This is a genomic window from Sorangium sp. So ce448 (genome assembly GCF_051520915.1).
Lineage (GTDB): Bacteria > Myxococcota_A > Polyangia > Polyangiales > Polyangiaceae > Sorangium > Sorangium cellulosum_B.
Map to the genome: position 1 here is coordinate 4,407,514 of NZ_CP150343.1, position 15,982 is coordinate 4,423,495.

The 15,982-nt window shown below is 74.1% G+C and carries 8 protein-coding genes; 4 read left to right on the top strand and 4 right to left on the bottom strand.

Annotation, left to right across the window (positions count from 1 at the left end):
• Window positions 1–241: 241 nt before the first annotated feature.
• A complete protein-coding gene (locus tag WMF45_RS16820) occupies window positions 242–1,801 on the top strand; it encodes a protein kinase domain-containing protein (protein WP_437717897.1) in 1,560 nt (519 codons plus the stop codon).
• Between the two features lie 72 nt (window positions 1,802–1,873).
• On the opposite strand, the gene WMF45_RS16825 is transcribed toward WMF45_RS16820, so the two are convergent.
• On the bottom strand, window positions 1,874–5,764 hold the full coding sequence (locus tag WMF45_RS16825) for a serine/threonine-protein kinase (RefSeq protein WP_437717898.1): 3,891 nt from the start codon (window positions 5,762–5,764) through the stop codon (window positions 1,874–1,876).
• A gap of 357 nt (window positions 5,765–6,121) precedes the next feature.
• Between WMF45_RS16825 and WMF45_RS16830 the strand changes: the two genes are divergently transcribed.
• From WMF45_RS16830 to WMF45_RS16840, 3 genes are all read left to right on the top strand, one after another.
• Window positions 6,122–7,660 (top strand): hypothetical protein, encoded by a 1,539-nt coding sequence (locus WMF45_RS16830; protein WP_437717899.1) that lies wholly within the window; start codon window positions 6,122–6,124, stop codon window positions 7,658–7,660.
• The gene (locus tag WMF45_RS16835; RefSeq protein WP_437717900.1) at window positions 7,657–8,565 is read left to right on the top strand and encodes a hypothetical protein; all 909 of its coding nucleotides are present in this window, start codon (window positions 7,657–7,659) and stop codon (window positions 8,563–8,565) included. Before WMF45_RS16830 ends, WMF45_RS16835 begins: the two co-directional genes overlap by 4 nt.
• A gap of 199 nt (window positions 8,566–8,764) precedes the next feature.
• Window positions 8,765–10,384, top strand: a complete 1,620-nt coding sequence (locus tag WMF45_RS16840) for a hypothetical protein (RefSeq protein ID WP_437717901.1) — start codon at window positions 8,765–8,767, stop codon at window positions 10,382–10,384.
• A gap of 947 nt (window positions 10,385–11,331) precedes the next feature.
• On the opposite strand, the gene WMF45_RS16845 is transcribed toward WMF45_RS16840, so the two are convergent.
• The 3 genes from WMF45_RS16845 to WMF45_RS16855 all read right to left on the bottom strand — a co-directional run bounded on the left by WMF45_RS16845 (window position 11,332) and on the right by WMF45_RS16855 (window position 15,856).
• The gene (locus tag WMF45_RS16845; protein WP_437717902.1) at window positions 11,332–13,776 is read right to left on the bottom strand and encodes a hypothetical protein; all 2,445 of its coding nucleotides are present in this window, start codon (window positions 13,774–13,776) and stop codon (window positions 11,332–11,334) included.
• 107 nt (window positions 13,777–13,883) lie between these two features.
• Window positions 13,884–14,465 (bottom strand): hypothetical protein, encoded by a 582-nt coding sequence (locus tag WMF45_RS16850; RefSeq protein WP_437717903.1) that lies wholly within the window; start codon window positions 14,463–14,465, stop codon window positions 13,884–13,886.
• 20 nt (window positions 14,466–14,485) lie between these two features.
• Window positions 14,486–15,856 carry a hypothetical protein gene (locus WMF45_RS16855; protein ID WP_437717904.1) on the bottom strand — a complete coding sequence of 457 codons (1,371 nt, stop codon included), beginning with the start codon at window positions 15,854–15,856 and terminating at the stop codon, window positions 14,486–14,488.
• Between the last annotated feature and the right edge of the window lie 126 nt (window positions 15,857–15,982).

Consider the following 15,982-nt stretch of genomic DNA (forward strand, 5'->3'; position numbering starts at 1 on the left):
CGGAATTCACCTCATTAACCGGAGCACCCGGGGCATTCAGGGGGAGCGCGCGTGCGCTCCTCGCCCCGGGGCTCCGCTGTGCCGGAGGGATGCACATCTCCATGAGTCTGCTTGACGAGTCAGCAATCCTTACGAACGATCAGGTGCTGTGACCTCGTCATCGATGATCGTCCGGCTCCCCGTGCAGTCCGCGAGAGGCTTCGGGAGATACAGGCTGATCGCAAAGCTTGGGCAGGGAGGGATGGCCGAGGTCTTCCTCGCTGCGCATCGCGGCCCGCTCGGGTTCGAGAAGCTGGTCGTGATCAAGCGGCTCAAGCCGGGGATCGCGACCGAGCCCGAGGTCAACGCGATGTTCCTCGACGAGGCGAGGCTCGCCGCGCGGCTGAACCACCCGAACGTCGTGCAGACGTACGAGTGCGGCCAGATCGACGACCAGTACTACATCGTGATGGAGTACCTGGAAGGGCACTCGCTCGATCGGATCTGCAGGAAGATCGACCCGTCGCGTCACCGCGCGGTCTACCTGGCGATCCTCGCCGACGCGCTCGCCGGGCTTCACTACGCGCACGACCTCATGGATTTCAACGGCCAGCCGCTCCATGTGGTCCACCGCGACATCAGCCCGCACAACATCTTCGTCACCTACGACGGGCAGGCGAAGGTCGTCGACTTCGGGATCGCGAAGTGGGCGACGCGCGACGCGGACACCAGCACCGGCGTCGTGAAGGGGAAGATCCGGTACATGGCGCCGGAGCAGGCCCTCGCGACGATGGTCGACCGCCGAGCGGACATCTTCTCGATGGGCCTCATCTTCTGGGAGCTCGTCGTGGGCGAGCGCTTCTGGGGAGATCTCTCCGACGTGCAGATCCTCCAGCGGCTCACGTTCGGCGAGATCCCGAAGCTGCGCGAGCGGTGGCCCGCGGCGCCTGACGCCCTCGAGCGGATATGTTCGCGCGCGCTCGCGATGGCGCCCGAGGAGCGGTACGCGACGGCGGCCCAGATGCGTGACGACGTCGAGGCGTACCTGGCGACGATGGGCCGCCGCCCCTCCTCGGCCGAGATCGGCCGCCTCATCGGCGAGACCTTCGCGCACCGCCGCGCCGAGGTGAGATCCGCGATCAGCGACCAGCTGGGGCGGCTCCACGCCAGCGCGGCCGAGGGCGGGGAGGAGTTCGAGATCCTGCCCGTGCTCGAGGAGCGCGGCGCCGTGCCGTGGTCTCAGCGCATGCCGCTCTCGCAGATGTCGCAGCAGTTCGCCGCGCCGGTGGGGGAGCAGATGCTGGGCGACGACCCGTCGCGCGAGGACAGCATCTCGAACCGCCAGACGATCCCCACGATCATGGTCGCCAACACCAAGTCAACCAGGCGAAAGGCGCTCTGGAGCGCGGGGATCGCCGTGCTCTCGGTGCTGCTGATCGGCGGCGCCTGGGCGGTCCTCGCGCTCCGCACCCCGAGGACCTCGCCGGAGAGCGATGTTCCTCCGGAGGCGAGGGGGGGCGATGCCACGACGCCTTCTCCTCCGACCTACGCGCCCCCGGTCGCCAACCTCGTCGAGCTCCGGATCATCGCCACGCCGCTGGACGCGAAGATCTACCTCGACGACGTGGAGCTCCCCAGCAACCCGTTCTTCGCGAGGTTCAGCCGGGATGGCACCGGGCACCGCATCCGGGTCACGGCCGACGGCTACACCCCGGAGGCGCGCTTCGTGGTGTTCACGCGCGACGAGGTGCTGACCATCAACCTCCGCCAGCTGCAGCCGACGTCGCCCAAGGCGGGCGGCGGCACCGCGCCCCGGAAGTGACGGGCAGGGCCGCGGGCTCGGCGTAACCGCCGGAGGCCGCGCGAGAGGGGCGTCGGAGCGCCGCGCGGGGCCTTACGGCCGGCCGCTCAGCATCGCCTCGAGCTCCGGCGGCACGCAGCCGTAGGCCTCGGCGGCCACGAGCAGCGCCGAGTTCTGCGGCAGGTTGAGCAGGAACGAGCTGGCGTAGGGCGTCCCCTCGAGGCCCTTCAGCCGGCGCAGGAGCGGGGGCATCGCGCGCTCCATCGCGGCCCGCGCGCCCTCCAGATCGCCCATGTCCACGCAGGCGTCGTGGAGCGCGAGGTAGATCGGCGCCTCGTTGAGCAGGCTCGGCGCGCCCGCCTCGACGAGGGCCGCCGCCTCCCGCGCGATCTCGCGGGCCTGCTCGGCGTCGCCGAAGCGGCGCTCCGCCTCGGCGCAGAACCCGAGCGCCACGGGCAGGACGTCGCGGTTGTCCGTGACGCGGTACGCGTCGGTGGCCTTCTTCAGCAGCGAGCGCGCCCGCGCCAGGCCCGACGACTCGAGGCGCAGGAGCTCGCAGCCCCGGTAGAACAGGATGCCGAGCGTCACGCGGTCGCGCACGACCCACATGCTCCCCGCGGCCTCGTCCGCGCTCGCGCGCGGCTCCGCGAGCACGGCGTCGAGCCGGGGCTCGGGGCCGAACGTCGCCGCCCAGCAGAGCAGGATCATCTGCCCGTGCCGCGCCGCCCCCGAGCTGCCGATCGCCTGCGCCCTGGCGATGCCCCCCTCGATCTCCTGGAGCGCCTCTTCCCGGGCGCCGATGGTCGTCAGCGCGAAGCCGACGTTCATCGTCAGCATCGCCTCGCGCTCCTGCAGCCCGGCGCGGCGCGCGGCCCGCGCCGCGTTCCGGCGCGCCCCCAGCGCGGCGGCCGGCTCGCCGCGGGTCTGGTGGGCGACCGCGCGCGTTTGCCAGGCGTCGACCGCCGCCCAGACGAGGTTCCGCCGCGCCGCGAGGTCGAGCAGGTGCGCGGCCTCCTGCTCGGCCATCGCCAGCTGACCGGCGAACGCGTGGACCTGCGCCAGCGTCGCCGAGCACTGCGCCTCCTCCTCGACGAGATCGATCGACCGGGCGCGGTCGCGCAGCGCCGTCAGCCGCTCCTCCAGGTCGATCCCCGAGCCGCACGCGTGGTCGTAGCGCGCGCGGGCCGTCAGCGTGCGCAGCTCGCTCGCCTCGTCGAAGACGTTCTCCCACATCGCCCGGATCGCCGAGTCGCGCTCGGGCGAGCGCGCGTCGAGCCGCGAGTACGCCTCCTCGAGGAGGACCGCGCGCGCGAACGCCGTCGGCTTGTCGGGGGAGAACACGAGCGCGCGATCGGCCATGGTGACCGCGTCGCGGAGCGAGTTCGTCGCCAGGGCGCGCCGCGCGGCGGCCTCCCAGCGGATCGCCGCCTCCTCGTGCTCGCCGCCGAGGTCGAAGTGCTGCGCCACCGTCGCGCTGTCCTCGCCGAGCCGATCGAGCCAGCGCGCCGCCGCGGCGTGCAGCCTCTGGCGGAGCTCGTCGCCGACGGAGGCGTAGGCGACGTCGCGGACGAGCGCGTGCTTGAACAGGTACTCGCGCGCGGCCGGGAAGCGCGACGCGGGCTGCGCGACGAGGAGCTCCGCGGCGATGAGCTTCTTCAGCGCCGTCGCGGGCTCTGCCACCCCGACCTCGGCGAGGCCCACGTCCCACACCGACAGGCCGAAGACGCTCATGCGCACCACCGCCTCCCGGGTGGGCTCGTCGAGCGCGTCGAGGCTCACCTGGATGGCCGCCTCGATGGTCGGCGCCGTGGCGGCGTCCTTGCCTGAAGCGATGACCCGCGCGAGCTCCTCGGCGAAGAGCGGCGAGCCGGCCGCCTGCTGCGCGACGCGGTCGAGCGTCGCGTCCTCGAACGGCCGCGCGGCCGCGGCCGCGCTGAAGACCGCCCGCGCGATCTCGCGCGTGGCCCGGCGCGCGATGGGGCGCAGCTCCACGCGCACGTGGTCGCGGCCGGCGAAGCGCTGGCCCTGGTCGCGCCAGAACGCGGGGCGCACCATGAGCAGGATGAACAGCGCCCTCCCGGTCGCCCGCCCGAGGAGGTGATCGAGCCACGCGACGCTCTCCGGGTCGGCCCACTGCGCGTCCTCGACGAGCAGCGCGCACGGCTCGCTCGATGCCGCGTCGACGGCGATGTCGGTCATCGAGAGGTAGAGCGCGTCGCGCGCGCCGCGCAGGTCGACGCCGTCGGGGAACGGCTGGTTCGCGAGCAGGCGCGCGAGGAGCCCGCCGTCGCCGTGGAGCGGCCGCCGCGCGCGCACCGCGTCCTCGGCCTGCTCCAGCGACGCGCCCTTCGGCAGGCCCATGAGGACCCGCAGCGCGTCCGTGGCGACGCCGAGCGCCTGCGCGCGGCCGAACGACTCGCAGCGCAGCTGGATGAGCCGCGGCGGATCCGGCCGATCCACGATGCGGGCGACGAACTCGCGCGCGAGCCGGCTCTTGCCGATCCCCGGCGGCCCCGAGATGCTCATCACGACCGGCGTCCCGTCCTCCACGCAGCGCTCGAACGCCGCGACGGTCGTGATGAGCTCGGCGTCCCGCCCCACGAACGGCGTCTGCGCGTCGGGCCGCTTCGGCGCGCGCGCGAGCACCCGCACGGCGCCGCTCTCCAGGGGCTCGCCCATGAAGCGCCCGCGGGACAGCTCCACCGTGGTGGCGTCCGCGAGGACCCTGCCGAGGCCCGCCTCGCGCGCGAGCGCGACCGCGCGGTCGACGACCTCGCCGGCCGCGCGCGTCCTGTCGACGCGCATGCGGCCGGAGGCGACGCCGACGCGGCCGCCGCGGCCGCCGAGCGCGAGCCCGAGCTCGAGGGCGCGGGACGCCTCGTCGCCGTGGGCCTGCCGCACGCCGAGGTGGGCGGCGATCGAGTCCGTGCCGAGCGGCAGCGCGTCGGCCCCGCGGCGGCGCAGCGCTTCGAGCTCCCGCTGGCGCTCCTCGCCGGTGGCCACGTGCAGCGCCACGATCGTGGTCACGAGGCGCGTCCCCATCGCGCCCGGCGGGTTGTCGCTCACGCGCAGCGGCGACGGGGTGGGCAGGTACGGCTCGTCGGCGAGCGCCGCGAGCCTGTCCGCCACCTCGTGCGCCGAGCTCGGCCGGAGCTCCCGGTCGGCGAGCAGGAGCGCGTGGATCAGGTCGTCGAGCGCCGGCGGCACGTCGAGCAGGAACTCCGAGAGGCGCGGCGCGGGCGTGGTCGCCAGGCGGACGAGGGTCGCGATCGAGGTCGGCCCCATGTGCGGCGGCCGTCCGGCGACCAGCTCGAACAGCGTCGCGCCGAGCGAGTAGAGGTCGCTGCGCGCGTCCACCGTCGCGTCGCCGCGCGCCTGCTCCGGCGAGATGTACGCCGGCGTGCCGACGAGGCCGCCCGCGTCCGTCGTGAGCACGAGCTCCTTCGACGCCGCGACGCCGAAGTCGACGAGCTTGGTGCGGAGCGGGGCGTCCGGCGAGCCGCGCAGGAGGAGGATGTTGGACGGCTTGATGTCGCGGTGGACGACGCCCGCGGCGTGCGCGGCCGCGAGCGCGCTCGCGACCTGCCGCCCGACCTCGATCCCCTCGCGCAGCGAGAGCGGGGAGCGCTTCTGGCGCGCCGCCAGGTCCTCGCCGTCGAGCCACTCCATCGCGATGAAGGTCGCGCCCTCCTCGATCCGCCGCCCCTCCGCGTCGACAGCGCTCGCCTCGAGCGTCCCGAACGCAACGACCCTCACGATCCCCGGGTGATCGAGCTCGGAGAGGATCTGCCCCTCGCGGGAGAGCCGGGCCTGGCCCTCGGCGTCGACGCCGACCGCCGTGATGATCTTCAGCGCGACGTACCGCTCTGTCTGCACGTCGAAGGCGCGGTGCACGGTGCCGATCCCGCCGCGCCCGACCTCGTGCTCGATGTGGAACCGGCCTGCGACGAGCGGCCGTGCGGACTCGATGCGCGCGGAGCTCATGCGCTGGCCGACGTGGTCCGTAGGACAGGGGCGCCGGGGGGGCTCCGGCGCAGCGGAGAGGCGATCTCATGGCGCCGGGCCGCGTGGGCCTGCGGTGTTCCGACAGGGCGCATTCGCGAAAGAGACTACGCCGTCGCTCATGGCAGTTCCAGTGTCGCCGTCACGGGAACCCTGCAGCGTCGCGGACGCGGCGATCCGGCCGGAGACGTCGTGGAGCGGGCAGCGCGCAGCGCGCGCGGCGGGCCTCCCTTGACGGATCCGGCGGCTCCTCCTACGGTCGTCGGCTCCGCTGCTCCTTCAACGTCACGTTCACCGTCTTCAACGTCACGTTACGTTCGAGCGGCGGGAGCCATTTCGATGCTCGATCGCGTCGCCGTTCACCAGACCCGGCTGCGCACGCCCGGCCTCGGGCTCGACGCCAAGGGGGTCGCGCTCGGCGCCAAGGGGCTCGTCCTCCTGCCGTCGATCGATCGGCTCGTCGCCTTCCTGGCGCTCTACACGCGGCAGGGCTCGCTCGCGGACATCCTCCGCTCGCTCGCCGTCGAGATCGTGCGCTCGAAGCTGGGGGCGCGGGAGGTCACCCTCCTGTTCGCGGCCGAGAGCAGCGATCGGCTCGACCGTGTCGCCGAGATCGCGCGGCTCGCGGGCGGCTACAGCTTCACCGGCACGAGCCGGCATTTCGTCCAGTACCGCGATGCGGCCGCGCCGTTCGGGTACGACGTCCCGCAGATCCTGCCCAGCGACGCGGCGCTCTCGCTCTATCACAACGCCTTCTCGCAGACGTACGAGGTCGAGCGGCGCGTCGACGTGCGGACGCTGCTGCTCCGGCTCGAGCCGCACCTCGATCCGGCCGCCGGACGGGACCCTGGCCCGCGCTGGCTGCTCGCGGAGTCGGGGCTCGGCCCGGCGCTGATCCGGTACTTCTCCCGGAGCAGCGTCGAGGCCGAGGTCGGCCTGTGCGAGTGGCCGCCGGAGTCGAGCTTCGATGACGCCCCGGTGCTCCGGTACCTCTTCCGCGTGCCGGCCATCCCTGCCCGGATGGTCCCGCTGCTCACGAGCACGCCGGGGCTCGGGTATTTCGTCCCGGTCGCGCCGGGCGCGGCGGTGGAGGTCGGGTTCCGGCACCCGGTCAACCTCCGCGCCTGCCCGGTGTTCGGCGAGGCGGGCCTCGTGCTCTTCCGGGGCGGGGGCCGCGAGGCGCTGGAGATCGCGAAGCTTCCGGCGATGGGCGACGTGGCGGCGTTCGCCCGGGTGGAGCTCGGCCGCGAGCCCGTCGCGGCGAAGGTGGCGGCGGAGGGCGACGCGCAGCGCCCCGCGTCGGTCGTGCTCTCGCTCCGCCTCGTCCCGAGCTCCGAGCCGTGGCGGTCGGTCACTGCGTCGTGGATCCGGCCGCAGGAGATGCCGCTCCTGCGGCACGTCGCCTATGCGCTCGGCCCCGAGACCCTGCGCCGCGCCCGCATCGCCTTCACCGCGGCAGGCGCGTTCCTCAGGCACCCCACGGGCATCGAGGGGATCCCGGTCGGCGAGTTCTTCCGGGAGGTCCATCCGGGCCTCTACATCCCTGCCGGGTACGACGCGGTCCCTGCGGTCGCGCCCGGCGTGCTGTTCCGCGCGCTGGGCGCCCCCGCCGGGCAGGCGCTGTTCATCGGGCGCGACGGGAGGGCGATCGGCGTGCCGGAGGAGGCGTTCGTCCCCCTCGAGACGGCGCTGCTCGAGGCCCAGCAATGGTCGGCGGTGGCCGTGTCGTCCGCGGGCCTCACGGCGGCGCTGGCCACCGAGCTGCCCGAGGTCGTGCTCGGCGGCGTCGGCATCCGGCCGCTGCGCGACCTGGCTCCGTCCGAGCCGCTGGCCGAGCCGAGGGCGCTGCCGCCGGGCCCTGGCCGGACGCCCCAATGACCCAGCCTGAAGCGATCGCCGAGCGCCTCTCCGAGCTCCAGGCGAGCGTGCTCGCGCCGCTCGTCCTCGGCGGTCCGCTGCGCCTTGTGCGCCCCTTCGGCGTCCGGCTCGCGCTCCTCCTCGGCGACGGCGCGCCGGCGATCGATCGCGACCTCGGCTCGCGCATCGATCTGGTCCGCGTCCGCGTCGCGCGCCTCATCGCCCCGATCGACGTGCTCCCGGAGCTCGGCGCGGCCGAGTGGGCGCTCCTGGCCGCGCTGAACGACCTGCTCCAGCTCACGAACCACGAGCTCGCCGGCGTGCTCACGCGCAGCCGCTATCCCCGCCTGCTCGCGAGCGTGCGCGACCTCTGCGAGCTCGTGCCCGCGCCGGCGGACGTCGGGTCCGCGCTCTCGCGGCACGCGACGTTCGCGCGGGTGCTCGACTGCTTTCGCACGGACGCGCTCGTCGCCTGGTGGACGGGCCGCGCGAGCTTCCGCGGCCAGCGCCCGCCCCCGCGGCTGCTCCGGTGGCGGCAGCTGCGCGGCGTGCAGGTCGAGACCCGGCGCGTCGGCCTCGCGGACATGGGCCACGGCGTCCCCGGGCTCGCTCCGCCGGACTTCGCCGAGGCGCTCTCCCTCTGGATGACGCGCACGCCGCTCACGGATCTCGCGACCGCCGCGCGGAAGGATCCGCCGTTCGCGTGGTCGGCCTCGACGCTCGCGGTCGTCGCCACGCCTGCTGGCCGGAGCCTCGCGTACCGCGTCCTCGTGCGCCAGCCCCACGACCTCGTCGTCGCGGCGCTCGCCCGCGCCGCCCGGGAGGTCCCGCCGCGGTTCTGCCAGGCCCGGGCGCTCGCCGAGTCGTTCGCCAGCGAGGTCGCCGCCGGTATCAAGCTGCTCGACGAGCGCTCTGCGGCCGGCTGACCCGCGCCTGCCACGCGCCCGTCCCGTCATCTCCACGCACGGCGCGCGGCTTTGCTCGGCTCAAACGGGGCGTGGTACGCTCCGTCCTCCTTGGAGAGGCGCGCCGTCCTCGCGCCCGCGCCTTCGACATCACCTCACGGGCATGGCCCTGGGAGCGACGAACCGTTTGAACCGGCAAGACGCTGAGACTTCCGACAAGTTGCTTGCTTCCCTCTGGCGCGCGCGGCGCCGCGGCTCCTGTGTCGAGGCGTTGCCGCGCGCCGGGCGCTCCTGCGCGCGCCTCGCCGGCGTCGCGCTCGCGCTCGCGCTCGCGGTGAGCCCGGGCGTCGCGTTCGCGCAGGCGGAGGCGCTGCTCGACGAGGGCAAAGCCCTGATGAAGAAGGGCAAGGTCGCGGAGGCCTGCCCGAAGCTCGAGGAGAGTTACAGGCTGAGCCCGAGGTCGGCGACGCTCCTCGCGCTGGCGATGTGCCACGAGAAGCAGGGCAAGATCGCGACGGCGTGGTCCGAGTACATCGATCTCGGCGCGGCGGCCCGCAAGGAGGGCAACAAGCGCCTGGAGGCCGACGCGAAGGCGAGGGGAGCGAAGCTGGAGCTGTCGCTCCCGCGGCTGACGCTGAGCGTGCCGCGGGCGGCCGCGGTCGAGGGGCTCGAGGTGATGCTGGATGGGGCGCCGGTCGACGGCGCGCTCTGGGGTCAGGCGAGGCCGATCGATCCTGGCCAGCACAAGGTGAGCGCGAGCGCTCCTGGCAGAAAGCCGTGGGAGAAGTCGGTCTCGATCAAGCGGGGCGAGCGGAAGACCGTGGCGGTGCCGGCGCTCGCCAAGGACGCCTCGGCCGTTGCGCAGCCTGCTCCCGCGGCGGAAGCGCCGGCGGCGCCGGTGGCGGCGGCGCCGGAGAAGGGGAGCGCGGCGTCAGGGGACGGCGCCGCGGGGCCGGGGAAGGGCGCCGCGGTGCCTGGGAAGGGCGCAGCGGGGTCGGGGAAGGACGCAGCGGTGCCTGGGAAGGGCGCCGTTGCTGCGGCGCCGGGGAAGGGCGCAGCGGTGCCTGGGAAGGGCGCGGTTGCTGCGGCGCCGGGGAAGGGCGCAGCGGTGCCGGAGACCGATGCGTCGCCTGCGGCACCTCCTGCAGCCGAGGAGCCGGAGCGGAGCTCTGGCTCCTCGCCGAGGCACACCGGGGGCTTCGTGATCGAGGCCGGGGTGGCCGGCGGCGCGTTGATCGGCCTGATGGACTCCGGCAGCTTCGGTGATCTGAGCGCGTACTCGTACAGCTACAACATCCCGGAGGGTGAGCTCATCGCGCCCTGCGACGATGAGGTCTGCCATGCGAGCTTCGATCCGGCGATCGGGCCGTTTGCCGGCGGGGAGGCGTTCATCGGGTTTGCGCTCTCCGAGGATCTGCACCTCGGCGCGCGTGTGCGGGGCGGCTACCGGTTCGGCGGCGGTTATCTCGTCGTCGGCGGCCCCTCTGCCTCGATGCGTCTCGGGCGCGTCTGGCTCGGCCTTTCGGGGCTCGTGGGCCCGGTGGCGCAGGAGGCGAAGGTCACCGGGATCAAGGGGGAGATCCCCTCCGAGGTGGTCCATCTCAACTATGGTCGGAGCGAGGTCGCGGTGAACGCGCGCGAGGGCAGCCTCCCCGAGAGCGCGCTCGTGGAGACGATCGCGTTCGGCGGGAGCGTCGATGTCTCGCTCGTGCTCGCGGACCTACCGAGCGCGGGCTGGACGTCGGGCGCGCTCCTGCTGAGCGTCTCGCCGACGGTCATGAAGGGCCTCGACGGCTGGGTGTTCGCGGCGCCGGCGAGCCTCGGTTACCGCTTCTACTGAGCGGCCTCGCGACCCCATCGCGCTCTCTCGTCGGGCGCCGGGTGAGGGCACCGGGAGCTTCGGTGCCCGACGAGCGAGACGCGCGAGAGGGCGCAGCAGCGGCAGCGGATGCCCACCCCCGGTCCGTGCTCGGCGCTCCGCGCCTGCGCGCGGCCCGCCCCTCCCAAATCGCGCGCTCCGCGCGCTCAGGGAGGGGGGAGCCTCGGGCGGGTTCACCACGAACGTGATCCCGCCGCGCGGGGAAGCGGCATCGGCGTCCGATCATTCATCGACGGCGATACCTTCGCGCCGGAGGGCGTCGTGCCCGGCGCGTCCGAGGCCTCCTCGATGATGGGCAGTCGGAGAGCCTGCGCGATCCCGATGCCTTCATTTCCCAGCCAGCCTCGTCGATGTAGAGATCTCGTTCCGTCGTGTACAGGCCTACCTGGACCATCGGATCGCCGGTCGCTGTCAAACGTGCCATGGGCCACGTCGATGAGACGAGCGCGGCGTCGTCCTCGGGCTCTTCGTCGTCGGGAGAACCGAGGCCAAGGCCAGGCGTATCAACTGAAAGAGTCCGAGGGCCAAGGAAGGCGCCTTTGGATGGGTCCCTCGACGCACCAGGCCACCGAAGTCCTCTTCAAATTCGAACACCTTGTCCAACCACGGCGCCCCTCGCCGATCGAGCTCGCCGGCGAGCCGCTTGAAACTACATGTTTGCGAGACATCCGGAGATGCATCATCGCTTGTGAAGAAGGAGCTCGCGCGCTCCGAGAGCTGCCAGCCTGAAGCATCCAGCGATGGACGAGCTTGGCTCATGCGTCGATTCTCGGGGTGACGCATCCAGCCTTTGCTGGTGAGCGAACAGATTCCCAGGCGTCCCCCCACGCGGCGGTGCACGCCGGCGGGCGTCCCCCCACGCGACGCTGAGCTGCCAGGGCGCCCCCGCCGGCGGTCTACCGCCTAGCCTAGCCCCTCGGGTCCGCGCGCCGCCGCCGGGCGCGGCGCGCCTCGCCGCGGGCGCTGTCCGCCCCGCTGGCGGGCTCGGGCGGCGGAGCGAAGCCGATCGCCGCGAGATCCTTCTCGCCGATGACGTCGCCCTTGGCCACGAGCGCCGCGCGGAGCAGGACCGCGCCCATCTCGGCGTCGTTGCCGGGCCACGGGTGATCGAGCACCGCCTGCAGCGCGCGCAGATCCAGGCCGAACGGCCGGCCCCGCAGGCGGACGCCGATGCGCGCGAGGTGATCCAGCGCGAGCGCACGGAGATCCTCGGCGCGCGACGACAGCGAGGGCAGCGCGACGGCACGGTCGCCGAGCCGGTCCGCGAGCCGCTCGCTCAGCTGACCTGTCGCCGCGAGCGCGTCCACGGTCTGAGGCACCGCGACGACGAGCCCCACGTCGTCCGGCAGCGCCGCGCCGAGGTAGCTCTGCACCTCCGACGGCAAGGCCTGGGCGTCGAGCACGAGCAGCGTGCCCCCCCGCGCCGCCTCGATGGGCGAGCTGTCCGGATCGCGCCACAGCGCGAGCGCGCTCGGCGTCCCCGCGGAGCCCTCGATCGCAGCCGCCTCGTCGCGCGCCGGCGCAGCGCCCCGCGCCTGCGCGAACGCCTGCGCGAACCCCTCGGGGACGGGCGCCGCGCCGTCGACGATCGCCAGCGGGCCGCCCGCGCGCGGTGAGGTCAGGTGGACGACCGCGCCCCACGCCACCGCGTCGATCCCTGGCGCCGTCAGCAGCGTGACCGGGCCGCCGGCCACGCCGAGCCGCTCCAGCTGCTCGAGCGCCGCGCGGGCGGCGGGGCTGTAGGCGGCGGCCCGCGCCGGCCGCGCGAGCAGCGCCGCGATCGCGCGGAACCGCCCCGCGCCCTGCGCCACGGCCCGCTCGAGCCGGCTCACCTCGCGCGCGCGCTCCTCCGCCTCGCGGCGGGCGGCGACCTCGCGGCCGCGCGACCCCGACAGCATCGCCGACACCGCGATCACCGCCCCGAGCCGGTCAGCGACCGCGCGCAGGCCGCTCACCTCCTCCAGCGTCATCGGCGACGCGCGCCGGGCCCGCGGGATGGCGAGCGCCCCGATCGGGCCCTCCGCGTCGTTCACAAGGGCGACCACGCCGACGTCGCGCTCCGCGAGCCAGGCGAGCAGCGGGCGCACCTCCGGCCGCCGGACCTCGACGGCCTCGGCGGCCTCGACGCGCAGGACGCGCTCCGGCTCGAGCTGGGCGAGCTCGATGAGGCGCGCCGGCACCTCCGCCGGCTCGGTGTGCTTGTAACCGGCGCGATCGACGGTCACCTGCTCCGGCGGCGAGAGCAGGTAGAGCGCCGGCGGGGCCTGCCCGGCGACGCCGGCGTCCGACGCCTCGCGAAGCGCGGAGAGCGCCGCCTCGAGCGCCGCCTCCGGCTCCGGGTTCATCGCCGCGCGCGTCGCGGCGTCGAAGGCCCCGAGCCAGCGCGCCCCCTCCGGCGCGAACCGGCGCGCGAGCGCCGGCGCCGCGAGCCCCGCGAGCGCGCAGAGCGCGCACGCGCCGAACACGGCGACGCCGACGGACGACTGCGGCGCGCCGCGGAGCCCGAGATCGCCGCGCGGCGCCTGGTGCACGGCATAGACCGCGAGCAGCGCCGGCGGGGTCGCGAGCGTCGCGACGGCGAGCGTGCCGCGGAGCGCGCGCGAGACCTGCGCCGCGTCCGCGGCCACGGTGCAGAACGCGACGCAGACCGCCGCGACGGCGCTCGTGACCGGCAGGATCGACTCGGGGGGCGCGACGCCGACGAAGGCCGCCGCGAGGCCGACCGCCAGCGCGGTCGCCGTGAGCAGCAGCGCTGCCTCGACCCGGTCGGCCACGCCGAGCTCGAGCCGCCGCGCGATGCGGACGCGCGCGATCGCCACGAGCGTCACCGTGAGCGAGCCGAGCGACGCGGCGGAGGTGGCGTAGTGGACGAGCAGCGGATCGAGATCCGCCGCGCGCTCGGGCGCCACCGCGGAGACGGCGGGCAGGGCGACCGCGACGGTCCAGAAGAGCGAAGCGAACGCCGCCGCGTCGAGGCGCCGCGTGCTCGGCGGAGGCTCGAGCAGGCCGCCGAGGCCCGCGATGCGCGCGAGCCCGACCAGGGCGGCCATCGACGCGGCCGCGGCGCCGAGGTTGCCGAGCGCGATCAGCGCGAGCCCGGAGGGGCCGCTCCGCGCGGCGGCGAGCATCGCGGCGCCGGTGAGGCAGACGGCGGCCGCGCGGCGGGCCGCCGGCTCGATCCGGTCCTCTCCCCGCGGCGGCCGCTCTACCCAGCGGAGGCCGAGCGCGAGCAAGACCGGCAGCCCGAGCAGGGCGAGCCACGCGGGCCCGTGGCCACCGGACGCCCGGAGCGCGGCGAAGGCGGTGTAGGCGACGGCGGCCGCGGCGATCCAGAACGAGCGCCGGCGCAGCATCGCGGCGAGCGTAGCGTTTGGCCACGGGGGCGCCAACGAGGCGGTCTCATCGAGGGGACGACCGCGCCGCCCGCGCCGCTGCCGCGGCCAGACGCTCCTTCGCTACCTCACGGCGGGAGCGCCGCGATGTAGTCGTAGAGACACTTTATCTCGTCGGCGTTGAGCGTCGGACCGAGCGGCATCCGGTTGTCGCACGGCGGGGCGTCCGTGACCTTCAAGTACATCAAGCTGGCGTCCGGATCGCCCGGCACGACCACCGTGGCTTCGCCGCCGCAATCGGACGCCTGGCCCGCGACCCTGGTCTCCCAGCCCGCCGTCAGATTGAGGCCCCCCAGGTTCGCTTGCCCATCGTGGCAGCCCGCGGTGGCGCACTTCGCCATCACCAGCGCCTGCGCTTCAGCGCATCCGGCGCCACCGCCGCTGCTCGCGCTGGTGGTCGCGGCGTCGCCGCCGGTGGTCGCGGCGTCGCCGCCGGTGGTGGCCGCGGCGTCGCCGCCGGTGGTGGTCGCGGCCTCGCCGCCGGTCGCCGCGCCGGTGCCCTGGCCGTTTCCGCCGCCAGGCCCGTCGCCGCCGGCGAGGTACTGGTCCTTGTCGTCGAGGGTCCCCGCGCAGCTGATGATGAACGCGGCGCCGCTCATCACGGCGGCGGCGAGCGCGGTGCGCCCGCCAAGGAAAGCGATGTACGTCACGTGCTACCTCTCTCTCTCGCTCAGTAAACGTAGGCTCCGGCGAGCCGCACCCCAAGGTACTGGTCGATCGCCCCGCCGGCGACGTACCGGTCGCCGATCGCGGGCTCGAACGACGAGAAGAACCGCGCGTACTCGACGAGGAGCCGCGCCTCGACGCCGGTCGTGACGGGCACGAGCACCCCGGCCATCGCGCCGATGCCCTGCACGCTCGCGCCCTCGAACCGATCGTAGACCTGGCCTGACGAGAGCGGGAAGAGGTATTCGGCGCCGAGCGCCAGCGCGACCGGGCCGGCCGGCACCCGCGCGTCGAGGCCGGCCCGGATCAGCGTGTAGGAGACGTTCGGAACCGTGCTGGCCAGAGCCTCCGCCGCGTCGACCTCGAAGGTCAGGAGCCGGAGCCCGGCGGAGATGCCGAGCACGGACGACTCGCCGATCGACAGCCGCTCCCGCAGCCCCAGGTTGATGCGCTGGTAGGTCGTGGGGAGCGGGTCGCCGTCGCCCACCGCCGAGTTGAGGCCGGGCGCCATCATGAACCCCGCGGTGATGCCGAGGCCCTTGAGCACCGGGATGTCCGTCGACGCGAGCGGGTACACCTCGCCGGAGATCGACAGCGCGGGCTGACCGAAGACGTCGTAGGGCCGGAGGTTCTGCGTGACCGGATCGGAGTACTCGAACCAGCGGCCGGCAAACTCGACGCCGGCCTCGATCGAGAAGAGCGCCGAGCGGGGGTCGTGGGGCTTGCGCTTCCCGCCCTTGTCGCCGTCGTCGCCGCCCTTGTCGCCGTCGTCGCTGCTCTTCTCGTCGCCGTCGCCGTCCTTCTCGCCGCCGCCGTCGCCGCCCTCGTCGCCGCCGTCCTTCGGCTGGTCCTCGTCGGCCGCGGCGGCCGCCGGCGCGATCTGCGAGAGCGTCGGGCCGAGCAGCTCTTCCAGCGCCTTCTTGCGGTCGTCCCGCGAGCCGCTCAGCGGCACCGCGCTGTCCACCGCGAGGTCACCGGCGTTCTCGTCGACGTAGACGAGATAGACCTCCTTTTTCTTCTTCTTGTTCGTCCGCGAGACGCCGTAGATCACCCCCTCGACCTTCGCGGCCTTGCCCGCCTTGCGGATGCGGTCGAGGGCCTTCTTCCGCTGAGCCTTTCCCACCAGCGCGTCGCCCACCGGCTTGGTCTGGCCGGCGCCCCGCAGCGACTTCGAGAACGCGTCGGCGTCCACGACCTTCAGCGTCTCCGGGACGAGGGACACGATGTCTTCGCGGATGTCGTCCGCGTTCGGCCCCTCGATGTGGATCGCGATCGACTTCGACCCCTTGGGGGCGGCGAGCGCGATGGGCGAGAGCGCGAACGTCGTGACCGTCGCGGCGGAGAGCCCGAGGAGGATCCTCCCACAGAGGCTCAAAGAGAGGGACAGCGTTCTGAACCTGGTCGGCTTCCGCGCGGGCCTTTTGCCGGCAGCGGCGTCAAACGAAGCTTGCACGCGGCGAGCCTACAAGCGATGTCCCGGCTGGATCCAGCCTCTTTCGAG

Coding starts and splice junctions, on each gene's coding strand:
- WMF45_RS16825 (WP_437717898.1), bottom strand. CDS start 5,764: ATGAGCTCCGCGCGCATCGAGTCCGCACGGCCGCTCGTCGCAGGCCGG.
- WMF45_RS16845 (WP_437717902.1), bottom strand. CDS start 13,776: ATGCTGCGCCGGCGCTCGTTCTGGATCGCCGCGGCCGCCGTCGCCTAC.
- WMF45_RS16820 (WP_437717897.1), top strand. CDS start 242: ATGGCCGAGGTCTTCCTCGCTGCGCATCGCGGCCCGCTCGGGTTCGAG.
- WMF45_RS16830 (WP_437717899.1), top strand. CDS start 6,122: ATGCTCGATCGCGTCGCCGTTCACCAGACCCGGCTGCGCACGCCCGGC.
- WMF45_RS16835 (WP_437717900.1), top strand. CDS start 7,657: ATGACCCAGCCTGAAGCGATCGCCGAGCGCCTCTCCGAGCTCCAGGCG.